The 21,046-nt window shown below is 51.1% G+C and carries 23 protein-coding genes and 1 pseudogene; 11 read left to right on the top strand and 13 right to left on the bottom strand.

The window, feature by feature from the left end; genetic code table 11:
* Nucleotides 1-1,007: 1,007 nt before the first annotated feature.
* Nucleotides 1,008-1,745, bottom strand: a pseudogene (locus tag H6G21_RS25745) (substrate-binding domain-containing protein); the annotation flags it as partial.
* Between the two features lie 570 nt (nucleotides 1,746-2,315).
* Between H6G21_RS25745 and H6G21_RS16675 the strand changes: the two are divergent.
* Both H6G21_RS16675 and H6G21_RS16670 read left to right on the top strand, forming a co-directional pair.
* A complete protein-coding gene (locus H6G21_RS16675; RefSeq protein WP_190574553.1) occupies nucleotides 2,316-3,350 on the top strand; it encodes a VCBS repeat-containing protein in 1,035 nt (344 codons plus the stop codon).
* A 154-nt stretch (nucleotides 3,351-3,504) separates the two neighbouring features.
* Nucleotides 3,505-4,449, top strand: coding sequence for an ion channel (locus tag H6G21_RS16670; RefSeq protein ID WP_190574552.1), 945 nt, complete (start codon nucleotides 3,505-3,507; stop codon nucleotides 4,447-4,449).
* Nucleotides 4,450-4,647: 198 nt separating this feature from the next.
* Here H6G21_RS16670 and H6G21_RS16665 read toward each other — a convergent pair whose 3' ends face one another.
* Complete coding sequence (locus H6G21_RS16665; protein ID WP_190574551.1) at nucleotides 4,648-5,013, bottom strand: 2Fe-2S iron-sulfur cluster binding domain-containing protein; 366 nt, start codon at nucleotides 5,011-5,013, stop codon at nucleotides 4,648-4,650.
* Between the two features lie 583 nt (nucleotides 5,014-5,596).
* On the opposite strand from H6G21_RS16665, the gene H6G21_RS16660 reads away from it, so the two are divergent.
* The 3 genes from H6G21_RS16660 (at nucleotide 5,597) to H6G21_RS16650 (ending at nucleotide 7,804) form a co-directional block, all read left to right on the top strand.
* Nucleotides 5,597-6,232 carry a phosphoribosylanthranilate isomerase gene (locus H6G21_RS16660; RefSeq protein WP_190574611.1) on the top strand — a complete coding sequence of 212 codons (636 nt, stop codon included), beginning with the start codon at nucleotides 5,597-5,599 and terminating at the stop codon, nucleotides 6,230-6,232.
* 365 nt (nucleotides 6,233-6,597) lie between these two features.
* Nucleotides 6,598-6,813, top strand: a complete 216-nt coding sequence (locus H6G21_RS16655; protein WP_190574550.1) for a hypothetical protein — start codon at nucleotides 6,598-6,600, stop codon at nucleotides 6,811-6,813.
* Nucleotides 6,814-6,895: 82 nt separating this feature from the next.
* Complete coding sequence (locus H6G21_RS16650) at nucleotides 6,896-7,804, top strand: hypothetical protein (protein WP_190574549.1); 909 nt, start codon at nucleotides 6,896-6,898, stop codon at nucleotides 7,802-7,804.
* Here H6G21_RS16650 and H6G21_RS16645 read toward each other — a convergent pair.
* A complete protein-coding gene (locus H6G21_RS16645) occupies nucleotides 7,801-8,952 on the bottom strand; it encodes a pyridoxal phosphate-dependent aminotransferase (protein ID WP_190574610.1) in 1,152 nt (383 codons plus the stop codon). The two genes, H6G21_RS16650 and H6G21_RS16645, sit on opposite strands and share 4 nt — an antisense overlap.
* A 349-nt stretch (nucleotides 8,953-9,301) precedes the next feature.
* On the opposite strand from H6G21_RS16645, the gene H6G21_RS16640 reads away from it, so the two are divergent.
* Nucleotides 9,302-9,931: a class I SAM-dependent methyltransferase gene (locus H6G21_RS16640; protein ID WP_190574548.1), complete on the top strand. Its 630-nt coding sequence runs from the start codon at nucleotides 9,302-9,304 to the stop codon at nucleotides 9,929-9,931.
* A 136-nt stretch (nucleotides 9,932-10,067) separates the two neighbouring features.
* Nucleotides 10,068-10,808 carry a DUF561 domain-containing protein gene (locus H6G21_RS16635; RefSeq protein WP_190574547.1) on the top strand — a complete coding sequence of 247 codons (741 nt, stop codon included), beginning with the start codon at nucleotides 10,068-10,070 and terminating at the stop codon, nucleotides 10,806-10,808.
* A 137-nt stretch (nucleotides 10,809-10,945) separates the two neighbouring features.
* Here H6G21_RS16635 and H6G21_RS16630 read toward each other — a convergent pair whose 3' ends face one another.
* From H6G21_RS16630 to H6G21_RS16620, 3 genes are all read right to left on the bottom strand, one after another.
* Nucleotides 10,946-11,437, bottom strand: coding sequence for a YajQ family cyclic di-GMP-binding protein (locus H6G21_RS16630; RefSeq protein ID WP_190574546.1), 492 nt, complete (start codon nucleotides 11,435-11,437; stop codon nucleotides 10,946-10,948).
* 128 nt (nucleotides 11,438-11,565) lie between these two features.
* The gene (locus H6G21_RS16625; protein WP_190574545.1) at nucleotides 11,566-11,988 is read right to left on the bottom strand and encodes an MAPEG family protein; all 423 of its coding nucleotides are present in this window, start codon (nucleotides 11,986-11,988) and stop codon (nucleotides 11,566-11,568) included.
* Nucleotides 11,989-12,163: 175 nt separating this feature from the next.
* Nucleotides 12,164-12,667, bottom strand: coding sequence for a DNA recombination-mediator protein A (locus H6G21_RS16620; RefSeq protein ID WP_190574544.1), 504 nt, complete (start codon nucleotides 12,665-12,667; stop codon nucleotides 12,164-12,166).
* Between the two features lie 172 nt (nucleotides 12,668-12,839).
* Here H6G21_RS16620 and H6G21_RS16615 point away from each other — a divergent pair, with 172 nt between their 5' ends.
* The 4 genes from H6G21_RS16615 to H6G21_RS16600 all read left to right on the top strand — a co-directional run bounded on the left by H6G21_RS16615 (nucleotide 12,840) and on the right by H6G21_RS16600 (nucleotide 15,721).
* Nucleotides 12,840-14,372: a carotenoid oxygenase family protein gene (locus tag H6G21_RS16615; RefSeq protein WP_242041888.1), complete on the top strand. Its 1,533-nt coding sequence runs from the start codon at nucleotides 12,840-12,842 to the stop codon at nucleotides 14,370-14,372.
* Nucleotides 14,373-14,480: 108 nt separating this feature from the next.
* Nucleotides 14,481-14,741, top strand: a complete 261-nt coding sequence (locus tag H6G21_RS16610) for a DUF2281 domain-containing protein (RefSeq protein WP_190574543.1) — start codon at nucleotides 14,481-14,483, stop codon at nucleotides 14,739-14,741.
* A gap of 5 nt (nucleotides 14,742-14,746) precedes the next feature.
* Nucleotides 14,747-15,157, top strand: coding sequence for a PIN domain-containing protein (locus H6G21_RS16605; RefSeq protein ID WP_242041887.1), 411 nt, complete (start codon nucleotides 14,747-14,749; stop codon nucleotides 15,155-15,157).
* A gap of 345 nt (nucleotides 15,158-15,502) precedes the next feature.
* Nucleotides 15,503-15,721 carry a hypothetical protein gene (locus tag H6G21_RS16600; protein WP_190574542.1) on the top strand — a complete coding sequence of 73 codons (219 nt, stop codon included), beginning with the start codon at nucleotides 15,503-15,505 and terminating at the stop codon, nucleotides 15,719-15,721.
* Nucleotides 15,722-16,025: 304 nt separating this feature from the next.
* On the opposite strand, the gene H6G21_RS16595 is transcribed toward H6G21_RS16600, so the two are convergent.
* The 7 genes from H6G21_RS16595 to H6G21_RS16565 form a co-directional block, all read right to left on the bottom strand.
* Nucleotides 16,026-16,268, bottom strand: a complete 243-nt coding sequence (locus H6G21_RS16595) for a hypothetical protein (protein WP_190574541.1) — start codon at nucleotides 16,266-16,268, stop codon at nucleotides 16,026-16,028.
* A gap of 328 nt (nucleotides 16,269-16,596) precedes the next feature.
* Nucleotides 16,597-16,806 carry a type II toxin-antitoxin system RelE/ParE family toxin gene (locus H6G21_RS16590; protein ID WP_190574540.1) on the bottom strand — a complete coding sequence of 70 codons (210 nt, stop codon included), beginning with the start codon at nucleotides 16,804-16,806 and terminating at the stop codon, nucleotides 16,597-16,599.
* Nucleotides 16,803-17,051, bottom strand: a complete 249-nt coding sequence (locus H6G21_RS16585; RefSeq protein ID WP_190574539.1) for a hypothetical protein — start codon at nucleotides 17,049-17,051, stop codon at nucleotides 16,803-16,805. The genes H6G21_RS16590 and H6G21_RS16585 overlap by 4 nt, the downstream gene beginning before the upstream one ends.
* Nucleotides 17,052-17,200: 149 nt before the next feature.
* A complete protein-coding gene (locus tag H6G21_RS26270) occupies nucleotides 17,201-17,479 on the bottom strand; it encodes a type II toxin-antitoxin system RelE/ParE family toxin (protein ID WP_190574538.1) in 279 nt (92 codons plus the stop codon).
* Complete coding sequence (locus tag H6G21_RS16575; RefSeq protein WP_190574607.1) at nucleotides 17,448-17,672, bottom strand: hypothetical protein; 225 nt, start codon at nucleotides 17,670-17,672, stop codon at nucleotides 17,448-17,450. The genes H6G21_RS26270 and H6G21_RS16575 overlap by 32 nt, the downstream gene beginning before the upstream one ends.
* A 186-nt stretch (nucleotides 17,673-17,858) precedes the next feature.
* On the bottom strand, nucleotides 17,859-18,092 hold the full coding sequence (locus H6G21_RS16570; protein WP_190574537.1) for a hypothetical protein: 234 nt from the start codon (nucleotides 18,090-18,092) through the stop codon (nucleotides 17,859-17,861).
* Nucleotides 18,093-18,127: 35 nt separating this feature from the next.
* On the bottom strand, nucleotides 18,128-20,989 hold the full coding sequence (locus H6G21_RS16565; protein ID WP_190574536.1) for an NACHT domain-containing protein: 2,862 nt from the start codon (nucleotides 20,987-20,989) through the stop codon (nucleotides 18,128-18,130).
* Between the last annotated feature and the right edge of the window lie 57 nt (nucleotides 20,990-21,046).

The raw sequence follows: 21,046 nt of genomic DNA, 5'->3' as shown, positions 1-21,046 counted from the left end.
GCGAAATTGCTTTCTAACCCCACTTCTGTGAACTGCTCCTCCGGTGAGGGCTGCACTTGGGGCGGCAATTGGGTGATCGGTTCAGGGGCTGAGGCAGGTTCAGGCACTGGTACAGCTTCAGGGGCTAAGGCAGGTTCATCCGGTGCAGTAGACCCAGCAGCCAATCCTGCCGCTGCCAACCCCGCTGCACCTGCGGCTAACCCAGGAAAGAGTAAGCCCATGGCATTGCCATCGATCGATCGGGGGGCCGTTTCTGCAACCCCATCGGGAATGCCATCCCCATCGGCATCGATCGCGGTAGGAGCTGCCATTTCCGCCGTCGTGAGCGGGATTGCCGAAGTTTCTGCACAACGGGAGTTGGGTTCCACGGCGGCTACGGGTTCCTCCGTTGCTGCTGCCAAGGGAGCTGCTGCTAAGGAAGCTGCTGCTAAGGGGACTGCTTCCAACCCAGGATCGGGCACAGATCCATCCATAGCCCCCGCCGCTGACGGCACTGCGCCTAACTCAGTCGGTGGCATTTCCGCCGGGGGAACTGTCCCAGGGGAAATCTCTCCAGAGGAAGGTGCAGAGTCAGTCTTGTGCCCTTTGAGACTCCACCATAGCACCGCTGCTGCCCCGATCGGGAGGAGGAACCACAACCAACCAGGCAATCCAGCCTCAACTGCACCAACGCGATTGGTACTAGTAGCATCGGGACTGGCGGCATTGGAAGCCGTGCCCGCAGTGGAATCTGTGGGAGTAGTGGAAGCTGTGGGAGCAGTCGTCCCCGTCGGAGCCTGCGCTTGTAAGCCGGTTCCAGCAGTTGCCGGAGCCGCAGTTGCCGCAGGGCTTGCCGTTGTCTCCGTCCCCGTCGGTTTAGCGGCAGTGTTGCCAGCGGCGAGGGCCGTCGTGCCCACCGCGATCGCATTGGCCACTTCAGCATTGACATTAGGGATCTCGGCTCCAGGCGAACTCACGGATTGAATGGCCTGCCGCCCACTGGAATCAGCCACTGATGCCAGGAATGCTTGAGCGGCCGGAGTCAGCTTGCCTTTTTTGTAGCCATAGGCCAAGGGCTGGGAGAAGGGATAGCGGGGATCGGTGGGCAAGACATCATGCATCGCCAGCACCTTGACGCCCGTCAGGTTGGCCACTTGGTCAGCCGTAACATAGCCAATGCCGTCGGAGCCAACCTTTTGAGCGATCGACCCTGGCTCCTCATCGGTTAACTTGGTGGCTGTGGCCACCGCTTGAAACGGAGCCGATTGGAACACGGGGTAATTGGGAAAGGCTTGGCGCGTATCGCTGACATCGGGTAAATCGACGAGGCGAATCGGGCCAGCCTCCCCCCCCACCTGGGACCAATCCTTCAGTTCCCCCCGGAAAATTTTGGCAAATTGGTGAATCGTTAGACTGCCATTGAAGGGGTTATTTTCTCCCACCACCATCGCGATCTTTTCGCGCTTGATGGGAATTGCAACCAATCCCTGGGCCTTTTCTGCGCTGGTGAGCGATCGCCCGATCGAGGCCAGATCGACTTGACCCGCATTTAAAGCTTGTAGCCCCTGATCAGTCCCACGACTGGCAAAATCAACTTTACTACCCGTATACTTGCGCTCAAAACTCTGCTTCAACGCCTGATTGACAGCGGCTAAACTTCCAGAACCGTCAATCCGCACGATCGAGCCCTGGGGGAGTGATGGAGGCAACGAGGGGGGATTAGCCGTTTGTGCCAACGTGATTGGTGCAGGCGTCGTAGAAGTCATCAGCACTGAAGGCATGGTGGCGATGACTAATGCAAATGCCAATGGCACCTGCTTCGCGGAAGAACCCTTTTTCAACATTGCGATCTAACACCAAATACAGCAGATAGCGTAAATGAAAAACTTATGGAACCAGTAGCAAGCGCTGGTTACAGTCAGCATTAGCCAGTCTGGGACAGATAACCTTACTGAATGCAAAAGTTGAGCCAATTATACCGCTCTCATCTAGTCTAGGCCGATGGATTACGGCTTGTTTTAAGCGTTGTTATACGTTGTCATACGTTGTTATGCCGTTGTTATGCATTGTCACGATCGAGATCGGAGCCCGTCGTTGGAGAGCTGGAATGGGCGATTTCAGACCGTTCAACTGTTGCCAAGCTGTCCCTCCGTAGCTTCCGTAACTGTTGATTAACCTTTGGTAAAAGCTGAAAGACCCTGCGCAGTTCTTCGGACGGCAAGCCCCCAGTCAATCAACTACAACAAAGAAACTTCTGGCAGTGTGATTGCCAGTTTTTCACCATTCAGATACTCAGTTCGTTTGCGTTTGTCCTTGGAAGCAGTCAAGCAAAATTTATGTCTTTTAGCAGTGCTTTAAGCTGGGAAACTCCGGCCCCCCTAGCGATTCAATCCCCCACCGCTTTGAATTCGACCCAGCCGCTCAATACCTCCCTGCCTGGAATGGCCGTTCCCAGCGCAGCTAGTAGTAACACTGAACTTTTATTTCGCAATATCAAGACGGGGCAAACTCAATTATGGGAAATTAAACCCGATCAAACGATCGTCACCCATGACTTGCCCACGGTCGCCGATGCCGCCTGGCAAGTGGCTGCCCGAGGGGATTTTGATCGAGACGGAGATCAAGATTTGCTCTGGTGCAACGATCGCACAGGTGTACTCGCTTTTTGGAAGATGGCGGGTTGCACCTATGAAGCTTCGATCAATTTTGGCACAATGCAGGATTTAAGCTGGCAAATTGCTGGGGTAGCGGATTTTAATCAAGATCAAAATACCGATCTACTGTGGAGAAATCGCCGCACAGGGGATTTAGTCACTTGGCATCTCAATAATTTTTCGATCGCCAGTTCAGCAAAGTTGGGTACCGTCGCCGATACCGCCTGGGAAATCGTTGGCTTGGGGGATTTCAACGGAGATAAACAAGTTGATTTATTCTGGCGACATCAGCGGCAGGGATACAATGTTCTGTGGCACTTGAACAATGGCCAAATTGCTGGTGGAACTGTTTTAACCGCAGTCGCAGACTTGAACTGGACCGTGAAGGGGATTGCAGATATGAATCGCGATGGCAAGCTGGATATTATCTGGGAACATACGACAGCCAGCATAACCGCCATCTGGCACATGGACAACACTACAGTGCAGGCCGGATACAGCATTGCCCAGCGGGCAGATCCCAATTGGCTGATTCAGGATACGGGTGATTTTAACAACGACGGTAAAGTTGATATTCTTTGGCGTAACCGCTTGACGGGTCATGTGGGCTTTGGAGCCATGAATGATTTCAGTTTGGTTGCCAATCGCCCTCTCAAATCGTTAGATCCCAATTGGCAAATCGAAACCTGTGGTCAGTTTAGTTTGAGCCCCGTTTAAGACTGCAAATTGCATAGGCAGTCAAGTGAACTCAGCTAGGCGATCGATTACATCGTGCACCCACGACTCCTCCGCCTAGCGCCTCTTCCCCTTTCACCCTCAATATTACTTCTAGACCTTTACACTAGACAGTATTGTTCGGGTGGGTACCCCCATGAAGAAGCCTCCTTTGCCGCTCTCATTTCGTCGATCGGCCAGTCATGGACGACACGGTGTGATCCGGATTGCGAACCAGAATGGTCAGTTACAGGTGGATAGGTTCAATGCTTGGTATACCTATTGGCGGGATCCCTATCACTTAATGCTGACTGTTCCTTGGTGGGGTTTCTTTGGAATTGTTTCTAGTGTTTATTTATTAATCAACACTGTATTTGCGGTATTATATCTTTTAGAGCCGGATGGGTTGACAGGAGCTCGTTCTGGATCTTTTGAGGATGCATTTTTCTTTAGTGTGCATACGTTAGGGTCGATCGGCTATGGGGTGATTGCACCTAAGACGACCTATGCCAATACGATCGTCACTCTGGAGGCCATTATGAGCCTGTTGATGATTGCCGTTGTCACCGGATTGGCATTTGCCCGCTTTGCCCGTCCCACTGCGCGGATTATCTTCAGCAAGTACGCGGTCATTGCGCCCCATAATGGTGTGCCTACACTGACCCTACGATCGGCCAACCAACGGCGCAATCAAATTTTGGAAGCCGAGGCACGGTTATATTTAATTCGGGATGAATATACGCTGGAAGGCGAGTTTATTCGACGGTTCCATGAATTGCCTCTGCTGCGATCGCGCACCCCCAGTTTCATGTTGACGTGGAATATTATGCATCCCATCTCGGAGACTAGCCCTCTCTATGGAGAGACACCAGAGTCCTTAGCCGCCTCCCATGCCCAATTGATTGTTTCGTTAATTGGCATTGATGAAACTGTTACAGAAACGATTCATGCACGTAATATCTATAGTAATTATGAAGTGATGTGGGATCATTACTTTATGGATATTTTTCATCTTTCCCAGTCCGGCGATCGCTATTTGGACTACCGCAATTTCCATAAAGTTCAACCTCGCCCAAATCTATCTACAACCCACGATTTCTAGTCCCTGGTTGCAGAACTAAAACCGATTGCTCGGCCTGAATTCTGCGATCGCGACAGGGTTAATCGTCAGAAATACCGCAATTCAGGAAAAGCTCCACCGTCCATCAATGCCCATCCAATCAGTTTATCAATGCTGATTGAATGAAGACTCATTTTAGGTGAAGCCGATCTCGTTCAAGGTGAGTCGGAAAGGTTCAGTTTAATGAGTTACAGGTTCTGCCACGAGATTTTGATCGGGAGTCCAAGCAACTTCATCACCTGTACCAAAGTGACCGTCATATTTGGTCACTCTGACATCACCGAGGACTTTTGCTTGGCAAGCCAACCGGCGATCGTGGTGCTGGGAGTGGGGCGGAATCGCCATTCTCAGCTTTTCAAATTCGGTGGGTTCAGAAACCATCCCTTCAATTTTGACAAGACAGCTACCACAGCTACTATGGCCATGGCAGTTGAGCAGCTTGGCGGCACCGTTGTACAGGTCGATATCTTGCTCAAGCAGTGCTTCTCTTAAATTAGCTTCGTAGGGGACTGCAAAGGTTTTTCCCTGGGCTGTCACGTTTGGCATAGAAGTTCTCCTTAAATGATTTAGAAGTGAATTATCAGCGGCGATCGTGGAAACGCATCCTGTGCAGGAACGCCTAGTGATTACCCTAGAGGGGATCACGGCAGGTTCCGTCTACAGATAGGGTGAAGCCGATCGCCCATTAAGGGAGATGTCTAAATTAAGAGAGATGTCTAAATAACCTAACTCCAGTCAGGGGAACGATCGCGGAATCCCAAAGCGATCATTCATCATGCCCCAGAAAAACCAGGCTGAAAAAATAGCCCCAAATAAAAACTGGCTGAAGGAAACCCCATCAACCAGAACCATGACAACACTTCGAATTGTTGGCAATTCACCGACCGCACGTTAGAGTCGTGGAATGAGAGCAACACTGTTGTGGGTGCGCGAATCGCCATTAATGGGATTATAGGGATATAGATTGACCAATCTCGATCAATCGTTTGAAGAGTTAACAAACTGATTAAGTTTTGCAACGAAGCTTTGAGGATTCTGTGACAGATTTTGGGCGATGCTGGCCTATTAGCTATGCTGAAATGCTGATATAGCTGGGTTTCTATTCTTTCTAGGGCGATATTTCATGGGTTTGCGTATTAAAATTTGTGGCATTACTATGCCGGAGCAAGGGCGGGCGATCGCGGCGTTGGGGGCTAATGCCTTGGGGTTTATCTGTGTGCCCCAGTCACCTCGCTATGTGACTCCAGCCCAGATCCAAGCCGTTGGGGCAGAATTGCCGGAGACGGTGGCGCGGGTGGGGGTGTTCATGAATGAGACGATCGCAGCGATCGGGGAAATTGCCAAGGTTGCCGGGTTGACCAGTATCCAACTGCACGGAAACGAATCGACGGAAGACTGCGATCGCCTGCGGGAATTATTGCCCGGTGTGGAATTGATTAAGGCGTTTCGCATTCGCACGATCGAGGATCTCGACTATACGCAAATCTATGAACCCCATGTAGACTGGCTGTTGCTGGATGCCTATCACCCCACGCTGGGCGGCGGCACAGGCAAGACGCTGGATTGGCAAACGTTGCAGACCTTTCGTCCTAAGAAGCCGTGGCTGCTGGCGGGGGGCCTGACGCCCCAGAATGTTCGCGAAGCCCTAACCCTGATTCAGCCCCAGGGGATTGATCTTTCCAGTGGGGTAGAAAATCAGCCCGGTGATAAAAATTTAGATCTGGTGCAGCAGTTGTTTCAGCAGGTGAGCGATCGCATTGCTTAGCCCTGTTGTCCGGTGAATTTAGCCACTGATCGCGGGATGCAAGCCTGTTTGATGTTGCCGATCGCCATTGTTGCGAAGTGTCTCACGGTGCTTGACAGTTCCCCGAGTTATCCGTAGGCTATGTTTCCATAGCTGATTACAACCGTGTTTAACTTCCCGATTCGATCAGCTTGTTTCCCAAAAATTAAGGCGCTACCCAACGTTGCTACCAACAACGGAGGGCAGCTAAACCCCCCAAGCTGAGATTAGCAGCTAGGCGGTCTGACACGGATTGTAACATTCGATCGGGCCACCCTACTTGTCCTGCACAGAGGGTGGCTTTAATTTTTGGGGTTTCCTCCCATCCCTACACAGGAGAAATCCCCATGTTTGCTAGCTTTGACGATCTCGATCGCGCGATCGAGGGCGATCGTAAACCCCTGCAATTTTATCTCTTGGGCACCCGCGAAGAAGTCCAATCCACCATCAATCAATTGTATGTGTTGCGGTTTAGCGATAGGATGCGCTGGAGTCCCCCCGTTCCCGTTCCTGGTTCCAATTGGCAGTATGTGAGCAAGATGGAACGCGATCGACTCTCCTAGTAATCGCTCCAGCATTCCAATCCCCATTGTCCTCACTATCCCCCAATCATCCCTAACCCTCCTACTCTCCCACCCATTCCCCATGTCCCGCACCCTCCACGACGAATTCGCCAAAGACTGGATGAAAGAATTCCTCTCCGACTTCGGCACCGTCGAAACCGAATTCCCCATCTCCGGCGAAATCCGCAACGTCGATGTCTACTTCCAACCCAACCCCGAACTCCTCCCCGCCCCCATTGGCCGCCTCGGGCGTATGATCACCCAACCCTGCCTGATCGAACCCTTCCGCAACGCCATCCCCGGAGCCGAAATCTGCAACTGTCGATCGAAATCCACCATCCTCGGCTTCAAACTCGTCCGCAAAGCCCAGCAGGACAACCGCCGCTTCCAATTCGACCAACGCCCCTTCCTCTGGATGATCAGCCCCACCCTCTCCCAACGCATGCAGAAAAAATTCGGCATGACCCAAACCGAAACCTGGGGCGAAGGCATCTACTTCCTCCCAGAAGGCGATCGAGCCGCCGTCATCGCCGTCCACCAACTCCCCGAAACCCTCGACACCCTCTGGCTCCGACTTCTGGGGCGCGACAACGTCCAACGCCGCGCCATCCAAGAACTCATGGCATTACCTAAAAACCATCCCTACCGCGAACTCAGCATCCGTCACATCACCGTCTTGCAGACCAACCTCAAAGCAAGGCAAAATCTAAGTAAAGATCTCCAGGAGGTAACCATGGCCTTAGCGATTACCTACGAACAAATTGAAGCCGAATGGAACCAAAAGATTCAACAAGGTATCGAACAAGGTGTCCAGCAGGGCATTGAACAAGGCGTCCAGCAGGGCATCGAACAGGGTGCAGTCGCCAAAAGCCGTGAAATCGCCCTAGCCATGTTGCGGGAAGGCATGGCCCCCGAAACCATCGCCCGCCTCACCCAACTGCCCCTCGACCAACTGCCCAGCCTCGACGAGCCAGACCCAGCGGAGAATTAGCCCTCCGAGTCTACGATCGCGGCTAACCCTTTGACCAATCGCCCGATGCCTTCCGCCGCCGTCTCTGGAGCCAATGCGCCATAGGCTACCCGCAGATAACACCCCTCCGTCATGCCAAAGGTACTCCCTGGAATCGCCGCCACCCCAAATTGCTGCACCAATTGCTCAACGATCGCCATCGCATCCCCCTCCGTTGCCAACCGCAGGAAAAAGTAAAATGCCCCCTCCGCCGGTGGCACTGTACAAAAGTGGGAAATTTTCGCCAACTCATTCAGTACAATTTCCCGCGTTTGCTGAATGGCTTTGAACTTTTCCTCACAGTACGATCGGCCCACCTGCAACGCTCCGATCGCGGCATATTGTGATGCTAAAGGCGGACAAATCAAAATCGTATCTTGAATCTTGCGCACCGCTGGTAGCAACGCTATGGGAATGACCATATAGCCAATGCGCCAACCCGCAAACCCATAGGCTTTCGATAAACTAAACAACGAAATTGTATGGTCAGCGCTATTCTCTAAGGAAGCGGGAGAAACATGCTCAACCCCATAGGTAAAGTAATCATAGGCTTCATCGCTGATGTGGTAAATCTGATATTCCCGACACAGTTGATTAATCGCCTGTAACGTCTCGCGGGGATACACCGCCCCCGTTGGATTATTGGGCGAAATCGTTACGATCGCCCGTGTTCGATCGGTCACCGCAGCCCGAATCCACTCTACCTTGGGCTGATAGTTCGCATCCGTCGGCACCAGCACTGCCTTACACCCCGCCATCCCGATCGCCATTTCATGGTTGAAATAGTAGGGCGTTAATAAAATGATTTCATCCCCCGGTTGCGTAATCGCCAATACGGTATTCATAAACGCCATATTACTCCCCGCCGTCACCACAACGGCTTGGGAATCACTGAGATGAATGTGATTGTCAACGGCTAGTTTTTGCCCGATCGCCGATCGTAACGCCGGTAATCCCTCCACTGCATTGTAGAGATGCATCGCTGGACTGGAAAACTGCTGGGCTACCTGTTCCAAAGCCTGGGGCGGCGGCGGATAGTTCACTACCCCTTGTCCTAGGGAAATGGTTCCCGGATGCTGGCGGATCAGCTCTCCCACGATCGGAATAATCGGGTCTTGAATTTGCGCCATACGAGATGCATGGGGTACAAATTCGGGCAGGGCACGATCGATCGTGTGATCGGCAGATTGAGAGAACCAGTCCGGCATAGATCACCTGTGGGTTAGAAGTGGGTTAGAAGTGAGTTAGAAGCGGGGTCAGAAGTGGGCTAGGAAATCATCAGTCAGTTGCCAGCCGCAGAGCCACAACCCTGACTCCTCAACCACTCTAGCCCCAATCCAAAACCAGGAACACCCTGTCTGCTGAATTTTATCCCCCCCAGCAATCAGCAAGAATTCCATCTAGAGATTTTGCACAGTTGGTTTTGCAGGTTTGTAGTATTTGTAGTATATTCAATCATCTTCATTTCTGGGAGTCTCTATGAACCTCTGGGATCAGGCCAGCCATGCCCTCAGCTATTTGGAACGGGCCGACACCATTCCCCACCGCAAAGACGGCGAAACTACGCTGCTAGAACACTTACCGCCACAGATCGATCGCGTCTTGGACTTGGGGACAGGCAATGGTCGCTTACTGGCCTTAGTCAAAGCCACCCGATCGGTCAGTGTCGCCACCGCCCTTGATTTCTCGCCCACGATGCTGACGGCAGTGCGCGATCGCTTTGCCGATGATCCGACCGTTACCATCGTTCAGCACAATTTAGATCAGCCGTTACCCGACCTAGGTCAGTTTGACGCGATCGTTTCCAGTTTCGCGATTCACCACTTGAGCCACGATCGTAAGCGATCGCTCTATCAGGAAATTTTTAGCCACCTGCAACCGGGCGGTATTTTTTGCAATCTGGAACACGTAGCCTCCCCTTCGCAACGGGTGCACCATCGGTTTTTAGAAAGGCTCAATATTTTGCCGGAAAACGATGATCCATCAAATCAGTTATTGGAGATGGGAACGCAATTGCAATGGCTGCGGGAAATTGGGTTTGTCGATGTGGATTGCTATTGGAAATGGTTAGAACTCGCGCTTTTGATTGGCATTAAACCCGATCGTTAACTCGGGGAAAGACTAAGGCCGCAATCTAGACAGCAACCCGATCGCCTCCCTTAGTGCGAGTCCAGCAGCCCCTGATGCCTTAACACCCTTGATCCTTTAAAATAGGTGAAACTCATTTTCTGAACCAGAAAGAACTATGACCATTCTTCCTACGCTCCAGAGTGCATTTGAACAAAAGCGTGCGCTGAAAGTAATCAGTGGCCTGCAAAACTTCGATCGGGCCAATGTGGCAGCGGTGGTGAAGGCGGCAGAACTGGGTGGCGCAACGTTTGTGGACATCGCAGCCGATGCTGACCTGATCCGCATGGTCAAAGAACTCACCCACCTGCCCGTGTGCGTCTCTGCGGTGGAACCGGAACAGTTCGTGATGGCGGTAGCAGCAGGGGCTGACCTGATCGAAATTGGCAACTTTGATAGCTTCTATGCCCAAGGTCGAGTGTTTGGTGCGGCGGAAGTGCTGGCCCTAACGCAACAAACCCGTGCCCTGCTGCCCGATGTGACCCTTTCCGTCACCGTGCCCCACGTCCTCGCTCTGGATGAGCAAGTGGCCCTGGCAGAAGCGCTGGTGGAAGCGGGTGCAGACATTATCCAAACCGAAGGCGGTACCAGTGCAGCGCCCCAAAGCGCTGGCGTGTTGGGCTTGATTGAAAAAGCGGCTCCCACCTTGGCAGCGGCCTACGAAATTTCCAATGCGGTGAATGTGCCTGTGCTTTGCGCGTCGGGGATTTCCAGCGTGACGGCTCCCATGGCTGTGGCAGCGGGTGCAGCGGGTGTGGGCGTTGGCTCAGCCATCAACCAACTCAACAGCGAAATCGCTATGGTTGCAGCAGTACGCAGCTTGGTGGAAGCGTTGGATGCGGCAAAGGTTGCGGTGTAATGGCTGACGATCGATTCGGCGTGTTGAATCGATCGCATTAAACCCGTTTTGTTGTTAATGCTCTAAATTCGATCCCCCCTGGCCCCCCTTCAAAAGGGGGAATGTCGCAGGGGGGATTTTAGTGGGCCGGATGCGGGTTAACGGAAGTTGTTGAATTGCAGGGCGACGGGGAATTCTTCCTGCTTCATGCGTTGGATGACAGCTTGTAGTTCATCTTTGGATTTAGCCGACACACGAACCGCATCCCCTTGGATTGAGCCTTGGACTTTTTTAAACTCATCCCGGATCAGCTTAGTAATCTGCTTGCCGATTTCTTGGCTGATGCCTTTTTTCAGGGTGATTTCCTGGCGAATCCGGTTGCCGCTGGCGGTTTCGATTTTGCCGTAGTCGAAGATTTTCAGCGAGAGGCCCCGCTTCGATGCCTTTTGCGCCAGAATATCCGTCACCGCCTGTAGAGTCATTTCGCTGGCGGTATTAACCACGATCGCTTGTTCGCCCAGTTCCAGCGTGGTGTTGGTATCCTTCAGGTCGTAGCGACTGTTGACTTCTCGGGTAACTTGATCGACGGTATTGACTAATTCCTGCCGATCGAAATCGCTCACGATATCAAATGAATAGGTTCCAGCCATAGGTCTAATCGTTACCTTAATCTTTGCAAAGGGGGACGCGCTTGTCCTTGAATCCACTCGGTGAATCAACTCGATGAATCCACTCGGTTGAGTAACCAGCCTGGTACAAATGATGACCCAAACTGGGGTTACTTCGATAAGCTCTGGAGAATACTTAAATACATCAGGCTGTAGCTGGCTAACGACCCGATCCCAAACATCAACGATCGCAGGGGTGGGATGTTGAAAATATAGAACAGGGGAAAGAGAGTGCGAGCGATCAAATGCAGCACCACAGCCCAACGAGCGCTATCGGAGTCTACCCCCGCAACGTAGGCCATTAGAGCGGCGGCTGTAAAAATCGCGAAGGCTTCCCAACCATTCTGGTGAGCCCAGGTGGCGCGTTTGCCCCAGTCTGGCAGTTGGTCAAACATGGCGCGGGGAGCCGAGGTGTCGTAGCCTTTAGTGGCCCGTGCATAGCCCACCGCCATAAAGGGCAAATACACTAAAAAGGCTGCTGTGGCGATCGCCCCTAGCAGCACCGTTTGTATCGGTAATTGAGAAAGAAACATGATCTTGCCTAGTTTTGCCTAGTTTTGCCTAGCCTTGTCAGACAAGGATTATGCCATCAAAAAATCCACTCTCATCCAACAATTTTGAAGCTGCACAATAAACCCACACAGACAGAATGACCTGACTGAGTGGCTGGTTGATGCAGGATCGTTATTGTTGGCTCGCCAGAATGGTTTAGTCAAAATAAAAGATCGTGACGACCTTGCGTTGTTCTTCGGCTTCCTTGCAGGTTTGCAGCAGGGTGCGGCTGTCGTGGAAGGCGAAACAAATCAACTGCTGGCACCGCGAGATAATCTCTTGGTTGCACAGGGCGCTGGCTTCACCCAAGGACAAATCGTTGTTTTCGGGATGTTCCACCAAGTTCATAACACTCTCAAGCTGCTCACGGGATTCCGTAGGCTGGCGATCGAGGCTCTGGGGCAAAATCACGGTCAATAGAGATGGATCAGCTCGGAGTGCGCCCCGGATTGCGGCGAAGTTGGTGCCCGTTGACCCCGAAGTGATGACTCGGTTCCCTTCAGACACCAGTGCAAAGGTCATGAGTTCAATCAGCTTTTGATGCGTAATTGGTACATGACGCGACCCCAACATAGCAACCCGCTTCGAGCCTGTCTGCTGAATGGTTGCTAGCTCTTGTAGAAATTCGTCTACCTTAGGTAGATCAATCGACTGGCTCAACGTTCGATTTATCTAAAACGACATTCGGCATTGTACCAGACCTATCTAGGTTAGGCACTAGGGTTAGGCATGATTACTTATCAAGAGATTCGATCGCGGGGACAGGAGCCAGTTCACCGGACGGGATTGGAGGGCGGATCTGGGCGGATCAAAGTTTTCTGCTAGGGTGGCAATGGTTGTCCTGTTGTTATCGATTTGTTATCGATCGAGTCCTATGGTGCTGAAGGCTGAGTCAAACGCTGGGTCAAATCAAACTGGAGCAAATCAAGCTGGGGCAAAAGCTTGGTCAGGGGCGGTGTTGCATACGGCCCAGGGGTTTGGGGCGCAGGGGTTGCCCGTGGTGGCGGGGCAGGTACCGCCAGGGCTGCGGGGAACGCTCTATCGCAATGGGCCGGGGCGGCTGGAACGGGGGGATGGTCTTCGACCGACCGGAGGTCATCGCCGGGTGGGCCATTGGTTTGATGGGGATGGGGCGATTCTGGCGGTTAAGTTTGCGGCGGCGGGGGTGACGGCAACCTATCGCTATGTGGAAACGGCGGGCTACTTGGCGGAGGAGCAGGCGGGGCGGTTCCTCTATGGTGGCTATGGCAGCCACGGGTCAGACAGTTGGGTGCAGCGCTGGCGATCGCTGAAGAATGCGGCGAATACGTCGGTGTTGGCGCTGGACGATCGGCTGTTGGCGCTGTGGGAGGGGGGACTGCCCCACGGGTTGGATTTGCAGACGTTGGAGACGCGGGGGCTGGATCCGTTAGGTGGGTTGTCCCCGCAGGCGAGTTATTCGGCGCACCCCAAGCGGGATGGACGGACGGGGGAGATTTTTAATTTTGGGGTGGCCTTTGGGCGGGAGACGATTTTGCATCTCTACCGCAGCGATCGGACGGGCCAGGTGCAGCAGCGGGGGCAGGTGAAGTTAGCGGGGATTCCGTTGCTCCATGATTTTGTCTTGGCGGGGCGGTATTTGATTTTTTGCATTCCGCCGGTGCAGTTGAATTTGCCGCCGGTGCTGTTGAAGCTGAAGACGTTTTCGGAGGGGATGCAGTGGCAGCCACAGTTGGGGACGGAGATTGTGGTGTGCGATCGGGAGTCCTTGGCATTAGTAGCGCGGTGGCGGGTGGAGCCTTGGTTCCAGTGGCATTTTGGCAATGGGGCGGAACTGGCGGATGGGACGGTGGTGCTGGATGTGGTGCGCTATGAGGATTTTGCGACGAATGAGTTCCTGCGGGAGGTGGCGACGGGGCGGGTGCAAACGGTGGCGGGGGCGCGGTTGTGGCGGTTGCGGTTGGATGTGGCCCGATCGCGGGTCTTAGAAGCGTTTCCGCTGGTCGATCGGCATTGTGAGTTTCCGGTGGTGGCTCCGCAATGCGTGGGGCAACCGTGGGGGGAAACGTTTGTGAATGTGCATCGATCGGGGGTGGATGAGACGATGGGTGAGTTGTTTGGGGCGATCGCGCGGGTGGATGGGGAGACGGGGGATCTGACGATCGCGGATTGTGGGGAGAATCGCTATCCGACGGAGCCGATCTATGCGCCCGATCGGGAGAATCCGGAGCGGGGTTGGGTTTTGACGGTGGTGTTTGACGGCGATCGGGGTTGTAGTGAGGTGTGGGTGTATGGGGCTGAGCGGTTGGCAGAGGGGCCGATCTGTCGGTTGGGGTTGCCGGAGGTGATTCCGCCGAGTTTCCATGGGACTTGGCAGGGTGTTTGAGGGGGCAGGTGCTTGAGGGGTGGGGGATTGCTCGATCGCACCTACCAATGCCTCCAGTAATCTACGCGATAATTGAGTTATCCTTTCGCTTCCCTTTCTGAACTTTCTATGACTGCTGCTGAAAAACTTTACGCTTTAATCAAGGTTCTTCCAGATGACCAAGTCAGCGAGGTTCTTGATTTTGCTGAATTTTTGCACCAGAAACAACTCAGTCAAGCTTCGAGCAGCCAGTCTTCGAGTAGTGTCCCAAAAGTAGCACCTGGAACGCTAACAGGACTTCTGGGGATTGCGAAACGTGCTGGACAGACTCTCAGTGATGAGGAGTTGCAAGCGGACTATACCGACTACCTTACGGAAAAGTATCAATAAGTTTGATGATGAAAGTTTTAATTGATACAAATGTTGTTCTCGATTTACTGCTAGAGCGAGAACCCTTTGTTGAATCCACTTTTCAACTTTTTAGACAGATAGAAGAAGGTCGGCTTGAGGGCTACGTTGCTGCGACAACAATTACCAATATTTTTTACATTATTCGTAAAGCTGAAGGGCGGGAAGTTGCTATTACTGCAATCCAGAGAATTTTGACTGGACTCAATTTCTGTCAAGTTGATCGTCAAGTCGTAGAAACATCACTAAGCTTGAATCTCAAGGATTTTGAAGATAGTATTCAACTGGCTTGTGCGACTTTGAATCAACTAGAGGCAATCATTACTCGCGATCATCAAGATTTTACTGAGTCGAGTATACCTGTCTATACTCCGATGGATTTGCTTGCTCAGTTGTGATTTTATGTCAGTCTCGCTTGATGTTGCTCATCCACACTGTTGCGAAGTGTCTCAGTACGGTTGACAGGTTAGTTGGTTTCTTAGTACTGTTGCTTCTCATAGCTGAGTACAACCGTGTTTTGAAGTTGTTTTAAAGTCCCGATTGAATCAGCTACGACCCCAAAAATTAAGGCGCTACCCAACGTTGATTGGACCCAACAGAGGGTAGCTAAACCCCAAGCTGGAGTTAGCAGCTAGGCGGTCTGACACGGATTTTAACATTCGATCGGGCCACCCTACTTGTCCTGCACAGAGGGTGGTCTTAATTTTTGGGATTTCTTCCCCTCTACGTTTAGGAGAAATCCCATGTTTACTGGCTTTGACGGCAGCGATCGCGCGATCGACGATAGCCGCAGACCGTTCCAAATCTACCTGCTCGGCACCCGCGAAGAGATCCAATCCACGATTAACCAACTACAAGTGGTGCGGTTTTGTGAACGCATTCGTTGGAGTCCACCGATTCCAGTCCTCGGTTCCGATTGGAAATACATCAGCATGATGGAGCGCGATCGGGCAGCGGAGTAAGTCGCTTTAAAAACCGGGATTTTCTAAAAATCCTGGTTTTTGGAGGCTGCTTCAAATTCAGGTATATTGTCGCTTTCAAGGGCTAGGCTTTAGTTTTTTTGAGTTGTTCCTGTGCCCATTGGCGGAGTTGATCGTCGGGATCGTTGAGGGCACGATCGTTACCAAATGGTTGATACAGGATATTGAGCAATATTCTTCTAGAACAGGCTGCAAGTCGGATTGAATATTTCGGTATCTTTTTTTGAGAGCCTTGAATTTGCGGTTAAATTCTGAGGTGAATTGTATCTGGATGGGTGGAGGATTATCACTCATCGTCTGAGTCTTCCCATAGCTGTTCTAATGGGAAAGTTTGGCCGGTCATCATTTGATGCCAAGAACGGCTGAAACTTTCTGCGGAGAATTTAACTTCATCATCGTTGTCATTATCGCCATTTTCCAGTGCATAATTTTGCTGAATCATTGCTGACAGGGTTTTTAAGAGTTCAAGCTGATCTTCGATCGATAAAGACTGCGCCAGGGTGATGGCCTGTTGAAGCTGATGTGTCATAGGATGAACCTCCTTGATTAAAATTATAAATCTTGCGGGTTGGAGGCGGAGCGGTTGGCCTAGGGGCTAGGCTCTAGTTTTTGCAGTTGTTCTTGTGCCGATTGGCGGAGTTGATCGTCAGGGGCGTTGAGGGCGCGATCGCGCAATCGTTCGATCGTAGGACCTTGATCTTAGGTGTAGATCAGTTCTTGGAATTCACCATCATTGGTGGCGAGAAACTGAGCGAGGTCGAGGATTTCAATGAGTACGAGTTGATTGTCTTCGGAATAGTGCAGGATCATTTGCGATAAACCTCCTGTCGATGCTGACATCGAATTAGCACAATCACTCACTCCTTATCGTAAATATCGTACACAATTCGATAATCACTCACTCGGAGGCGATAGGTACGATCGCTGCCTTTTAGTTTTGTAACACCATTAGGGCGTGGATTTTCAGCTAAATCCTGAATGATTTCTGCAACACGATCGAGGATTTCCAGCGGCAGTGCATCAATTTGTTTTTGGACAGCTTTGGGAACAGTAACTTGATAGGTCATACACCGGAGGCTCGACGTTGGGCAAGATATTCTTCAAAGGTGATGTAGTCCCCTGCGGCATAGTCAGCACGAGCGGTTTCAATCTCTGCCATCAGTTCTGGATCGTTTTCTAGAGCATCGTCAAACAGTTGATCCTCTAAGATTTCTAGGAGTTTATGCTTATCAGCCTTATTGAGAGATGAGACTACTGCGAGTAAAGACTCGAACTCAACTTGTTGTTCTAGTTTCACAGTGTTTTCAGCCATTATGAGGACTCCTTTTATTGTAAAACTATAATTTTTTGGGGACTTCTATCTGTCGATCGAGTTCTGTTGTATCAAGAGCTAGGCTCTAGTTTTTGTATTTGTTCTTGTGTCCATTGGCGGAGTTGGAGTCGGGGTCATTGAGGAGAGAATCACTTGTAAACATCACCACGATTGCCTATTTTGTAAACATCGACGTTGCCAGATTCATCATCTACGGTGAAAATGACTCGAATATCACCGATACGTAGCCGAAAATACCCAGCCCAATCTCCTTTCATCTTTGTAATGTCGAGTTCTGTGAAAGGGATGATTGACTGGAGTTCGATCGATGCATCAATCTGGTTAAGCTGTTCTTGAATTTCAGCAACGAGCTTTGGGTTTGATTTTTGGAGAAACTTAATTGCTTGTTTCCGGAATCTGACCACCATGTTTGACCCACTCTGTCATGTCAATCCATTCTTCATCTTCGTCATCACCAGGTTTGCCAAACTGAGCGTTGATTTCAGCTTGCTCTTCGTCACTAATGTAGGGCATGAGCATTTTGCAGAGAAGAATTCGTTCCTCTTGGAGGACTTCTCGCATGGTTTCTTTGATGAGGGCTTTAAGTCCTGGGATGTCGATGGTGGATTCCACGTTTAGCCTCCTGTGAGGTAGCCATGCCATACTCGATTATAAGCTCAATTCAAGCTAGTCTGCTATTGCTGAGTCTCCAGCTTTTGCAGTTATTCTTGTGCCCATTGGCGGAGTTTGGAGTCGGGGTCGTTGAGGGCACGATCGCGCAATCGTTCGATCGAATTCCATCGCGGGTCAAGAAGCGGCTTCTAATTCTGGTACGTTGGCAGTTTCATAGTTTTCGATGAGTGCGCCAATGACATCCATCATGGAGGCGAGGGGATGGGTTTCGTCTTCACCGACTTGATCGATTAACCGATCGAGCAGTTCGACTAATGCGTCATATTCAGCTTCAGTGCGGGGAACAAAGATAGTGCTGGAAAGGTTTGTCCAGTTGGTGATGGTTTGGTTGATGTCTAGAGTTTTCATGGTTTTTGTTCTCTTTGCGGGGGATGATGTGCATATCAAGGGCTATTTTCTAGTTTTTGAAGTTGTTCTTGTGCCCATTGGCGGAGTTGCTCGTCGGGGTCGTTGAGGGCGCGATCGCGCAATAGTTCGATCGTTTCGGGATGTAGGGGATATTCGTCTGAAAGGCTTATGAGTACAACTAGCCGTGGATGATCAGTTTGATGCTCCTTCTGATGGATAGAATCATCCATTACGAAATCAAGTAGAAATTTTCTGACATCAAGATTTGCCTCCCAGACAGTCAGCATTCCCCGTACTGCTATGTGTTGTGCAAAAGGATCATCACCATCACAGGCAATAACCTGAAGAGTAAGTAAAGTATCTGGCTCATCTTTCCAACCCCTTGCTAATGCATGAATAGCAGGTTGACGTATGTTTTTTTTCTGGCGAATTAATGTTTTGAGTAATGGTAAGGTTCGTGGATCAGACTTCCAACTTCGAGCTAGTTCACTAACTGCCTCTGATGATGCATGGGTGTAATTTTTATGCGCTAGATCAATCAGAAAACGAGGTACATCAATACTATTTCGCCAACCTTTAGAAATTGCTGATAATGCAAATATTGCAAAGGGAGTAGAACTTTCAAGATGAGATATTAGCCATTCCAGCAACTCCTGATCTTCCTTCCAAATAGATGAAACAGCATTGCCCATACGAATAAGTTCTAATGGATACCATGACGAATAATTTTCTGCCAGAAAGACTTGTTGAGTTGCCTCCAATAAAACATTTGATACTCTCTGAGATGGCTGAGAATTATGTATTTGAGCAAAGCATTCAATTGCCAATGAAATACTATAAAGCTCTTGCTCTAATCGATTACTATCTTTTCTATCACTTCTCTTTAAACCTATTAAAGATTCAATTAACTGCCCTGCAAACTGAGAATCGATCGCTCCACAAATCAGCCTCAAAACCTCATGCCAAGTCTCATCCTGCCAATGCCCCCCAAACACCTCATCCCGTAACTGCTCAAACGTTAACTCCCGCGACTTCTCAAATCGATGTACAATCTCCATCGCGCAAAAATACTCCAAAAACGTGCGATGCACAAACCCGTAAGTATCCGCCCCCCGATCGCACAAAATCCAATTTCGATGCCGAAATTCTTCAATTAGCTTCTTCGCTTTTTCTCTTGGAGCTTCAAAACACTGATCTTGCAAATAACTTGTCAAAATTTGTGTTAGTCGTCTTGCGCTAATTAAATTCCCTCTTAACCCTTCATTGCTCACTTGCATTTCATAAGCAATTAGACTCAATATTTCTTGCTTTACCCATGGTTCGACCCAACCTTCTGGCAAACACTTACGTTCTAAATCCCATTTGCTTACAAGAAGTAACGATGCACGCTTATATAAATCAGTACGTTTTTGTGGCAATTCCCCTGGTTCTAGATTCAAAATTGCCATCATTGTCAGCAATAATGGGTTGTCGGCTAAATCTTGAATCGCCTGAGACTGCTCGATCGCATCCTTCAACTGCGTCACCAACCGCCCCTTATCCGAATCGCTGCCCAACGCCAAATCGTACCAGCGATCGATAAATTCATGCATCTCCTCCCGATCTAACGGCTGAATCGTAAACTGCTGAAAACCCGCCTGCTGCAAGCGCTCCGGGTTATAGCCAATAATCCGAGAAGTCACCAAAACCTTCGCCTTGGGATACTGCTGGCTAAACCGCACAATCTCATCTTTGATAGCTTCCTGCGTCGCTAGATCGAACACCTCATCTAACCCATCAAACATCACGATCGTCGGCTGCGACTGCAAATACTGATCTAACTGCAACGAATCAAACAGCCAATCCGCTCCCTTGCCCCGATGCCAAAACTCCAAAAATCCCTTCACCCCATCCAGCACATATTCCCGTAACTCAATCAGTAACGGCAACGCCTGCGTCTTCCCCTCACCCCCTTGATCTTCCACCCATTCCAATGCCAAATACTGCAACAACGTCGATTTCCCCGCCCCCGGATCACCCAAAATTACCGCTTTCTGCGCATCCGCCACCGCCTCCAAAACCTTCCGCGCAGGCTGCTGAAAATACTCCTGCCGATATACCGCCAACGCCTCCGCCGACAGATCCGCCTCCAATCCCCCCTCCGCCTGTAACTGCCGCTTCACATCCAGCGGAATCTCATAGCGCAACGGCGGCAACGCCTCCCGCACCGTCTGCTCAATAAACATCCGCCACAGCTTGATCGCATCCGCCTGATAGGTACTATCCAACGTATACAGCTTCAAATAGCCATAGCTACACTGCAAACTCTCCCGGTACTTCACCACATCAAACCCCGGATTCACCCCCGCAAGCTGCTGCAAACTCTCCGCCTGCTGCTCCTGTAACTCCACCTCCAGCAGTGCCCGCAACTCCGGCGTCTCCCGCACAATCCGCCGTACCTTCTTCAAATACAAACTGCCCACCCCATCCCAATCAAACCCCTCCGGCATCGGCGTAAACGGCTTACCTTTGCGCTGCGATCGCTGCCAAACTGCCGCCAGAGTCTCCGTATCCACCTGCTTGCAATCCTTCTCAAACGCCTGCCCCAGCAACGGCTTCACCGCAGCCTCTTGCACAAACTGCACCAAATTCACCTCATAGCGATCGCGAATCTCCGCCCGTGACAGTTCCCGATCCTCCAACTCCTCCACAACGATCGCCAGAAACTCCTGCAACGCACTCGCCACCGCCTTCTTCGTCACATCCGGCTTCGTCCGTGCCACCCCGGCCTTCAACGAATCCTTAAAAAAATCCTTCACATAATCTTCCGCCGCCGCCTGTCCTAGCTTGAGCACTTGGTCAAACACCAGTTGGCCCACACCCACTGCCCCAGCCGTCGCCAATCCCTCAAAAAACATATGCTATTCCAGGAACGGATAATCATTGCTTCAATTATATCCAGCCCAGCCAAACCA

It is taken from the genome of Alkalinema sp. FACHB-956 (assembly GCF_014697025.1).
Classification (GTDB): Bacteria; Cyanobacteriota; Cyanobacteriia; order Leptolyngbyales; family Leptolyngbyaceae; genus Alkalinema.
The sequence above is the reverse complement of the archived record's forward strand: the minus strand, read 5'-3'. Positions and strand labels throughout refer to the sequence as shown.

Bases quoted from the DNA above. Each gene is read 5' to 3' on its own strand.
- H6G21_RS16590 (WP_190574540.1), bottom strand. From the start codon at position 16,806: ATGACCTATCAAGTTACTGTTCCCAAAGCTGTCCAAAAACAAATTGAT.
- H6G21_RS16635 (WP_190574547.1), top strand. From the start codon at position 10,068: ATGACCATTCTTCCTACGCTCCAGAGTGCATTTGAACAAAAGCGTGCG.
- H6G21_RS16610 (WP_190574543.1), top strand. From the start codon at position 14,481: ATGACTGCTGCTGAAAAACTTTACGCTTTAATCAAGGTTCTTCCAGAT.
- H6G21_RS16600 (WP_190574542.1), top strand. From the start codon at position 15,503: ATGTTTACTGGCTTTGACGGCAGCGATCGCGCGATCGACGATAGCCGC.
- H6G21_RS16650 (WP_190574549.1), top strand. From the start codon at position 6,896: ATGTCCCGCACCCTCCACGACGAATTCGCCAAAGACTGGATGAAAGAA.
- H6G21_RS16655 (WP_190574550.1), top strand. From the start codon at position 6,598: ATGTTTGCTAGCTTTGACGATCTCGATCGCGCGATCGAGGGCGATCGT.
- H6G21_RS26270 (WP_190574538.1), bottom strand. From the start codon at position 17,479: ATGGTGGTCAGATTCCGGAAACAAGCAATTAAGTTTCTCCAAAAATCA.
- H6G21_RS16665 (WP_190574551.1), bottom strand. From the start codon at position 5,013: ATGCCAAACGTGACAGCCCAGGGAAAAACCTTTGCAGTCCCCTACGAA.
- H6G21_RS16645 (WP_190574610.1), bottom strand. From the start codon at position 8,952: ATGGCGCAAATTCAAGACCCGATTATTCCGATCGTGGGAGAGCTGATC.
- H6G21_RS16595 (WP_190574541.1), bottom strand. From the start codon at position 16,268: ATGACACATCAGCTTCAACAGGCCATCACCCTGGCGCAGTCTTTATCG.
- H6G21_RS16640 (WP_190574548.1), top strand. From the start codon at position 9,302: ATGAACCTCTGGGATCAGGCCAGCCATGCCCTCAGCTATTTGGAACGG.
- H6G21_RS16625 (WP_190574545.1), bottom strand. From the start codon at position 11,988: ATGTTTCTTTCTCAATTACCGATACAAACGGTGCTGCTAGGGGCGATC.
- H6G21_RS16570 (WP_190574537.1), bottom strand. From the start codon at position 18,092: ATGAAAACTCTAGACATCAACCAAACCATCACCAACTGGACAAACCTT.
- H6G21_RS16615 (WP_242041888.1), top strand. From the start codon at position 12,840: ATGGTTGTCCTGTTGTTATCGATTTGTTATCGATCGAGTCCTATGGTG.
- H6G21_RS16630 (WP_190574546.1), bottom strand. From the start codon at position 11,437: ATGGCTGGAACCTATTCATTTGATATCGTGAGCGATTTCGATCGGCAG.
- H6G21_RS16670 (WP_190574552.1), top strand. From the start codon at position 3,505: ATGAAGAAGCCTCCTTTGCCGCTCTCATTTCGTCGATCGGCCAGTCAT.
- H6G21_RS16565 (WP_190574536.1), bottom strand. From the start codon at position 20,989: ATGTTTTTTGAGGGATTGGCGACGGCTGGGGCAGTGGGTGTGGGCCAA.
- H6G21_RS16675 (WP_190574553.1), top strand. From the start codon at position 2,316: ATGTCTTTTAGCAGTGCTTTAAGCTGGGAAACTCCGGCCCCCCTAGCG.
- H6G21_RS16605 (WP_242041887.1), top strand. From the start codon at position 14,747: ATGATGAAAGTTTTAATTGATACAAATGTTGTTCTCGATTTACTGCTA.
- H6G21_RS16585 (WP_190574539.1), bottom strand. From the start codon at position 17,051: ATGGCTGAAAACACTGTGAAACTAGAACAACAAGTTGAGTTCGAGTCT.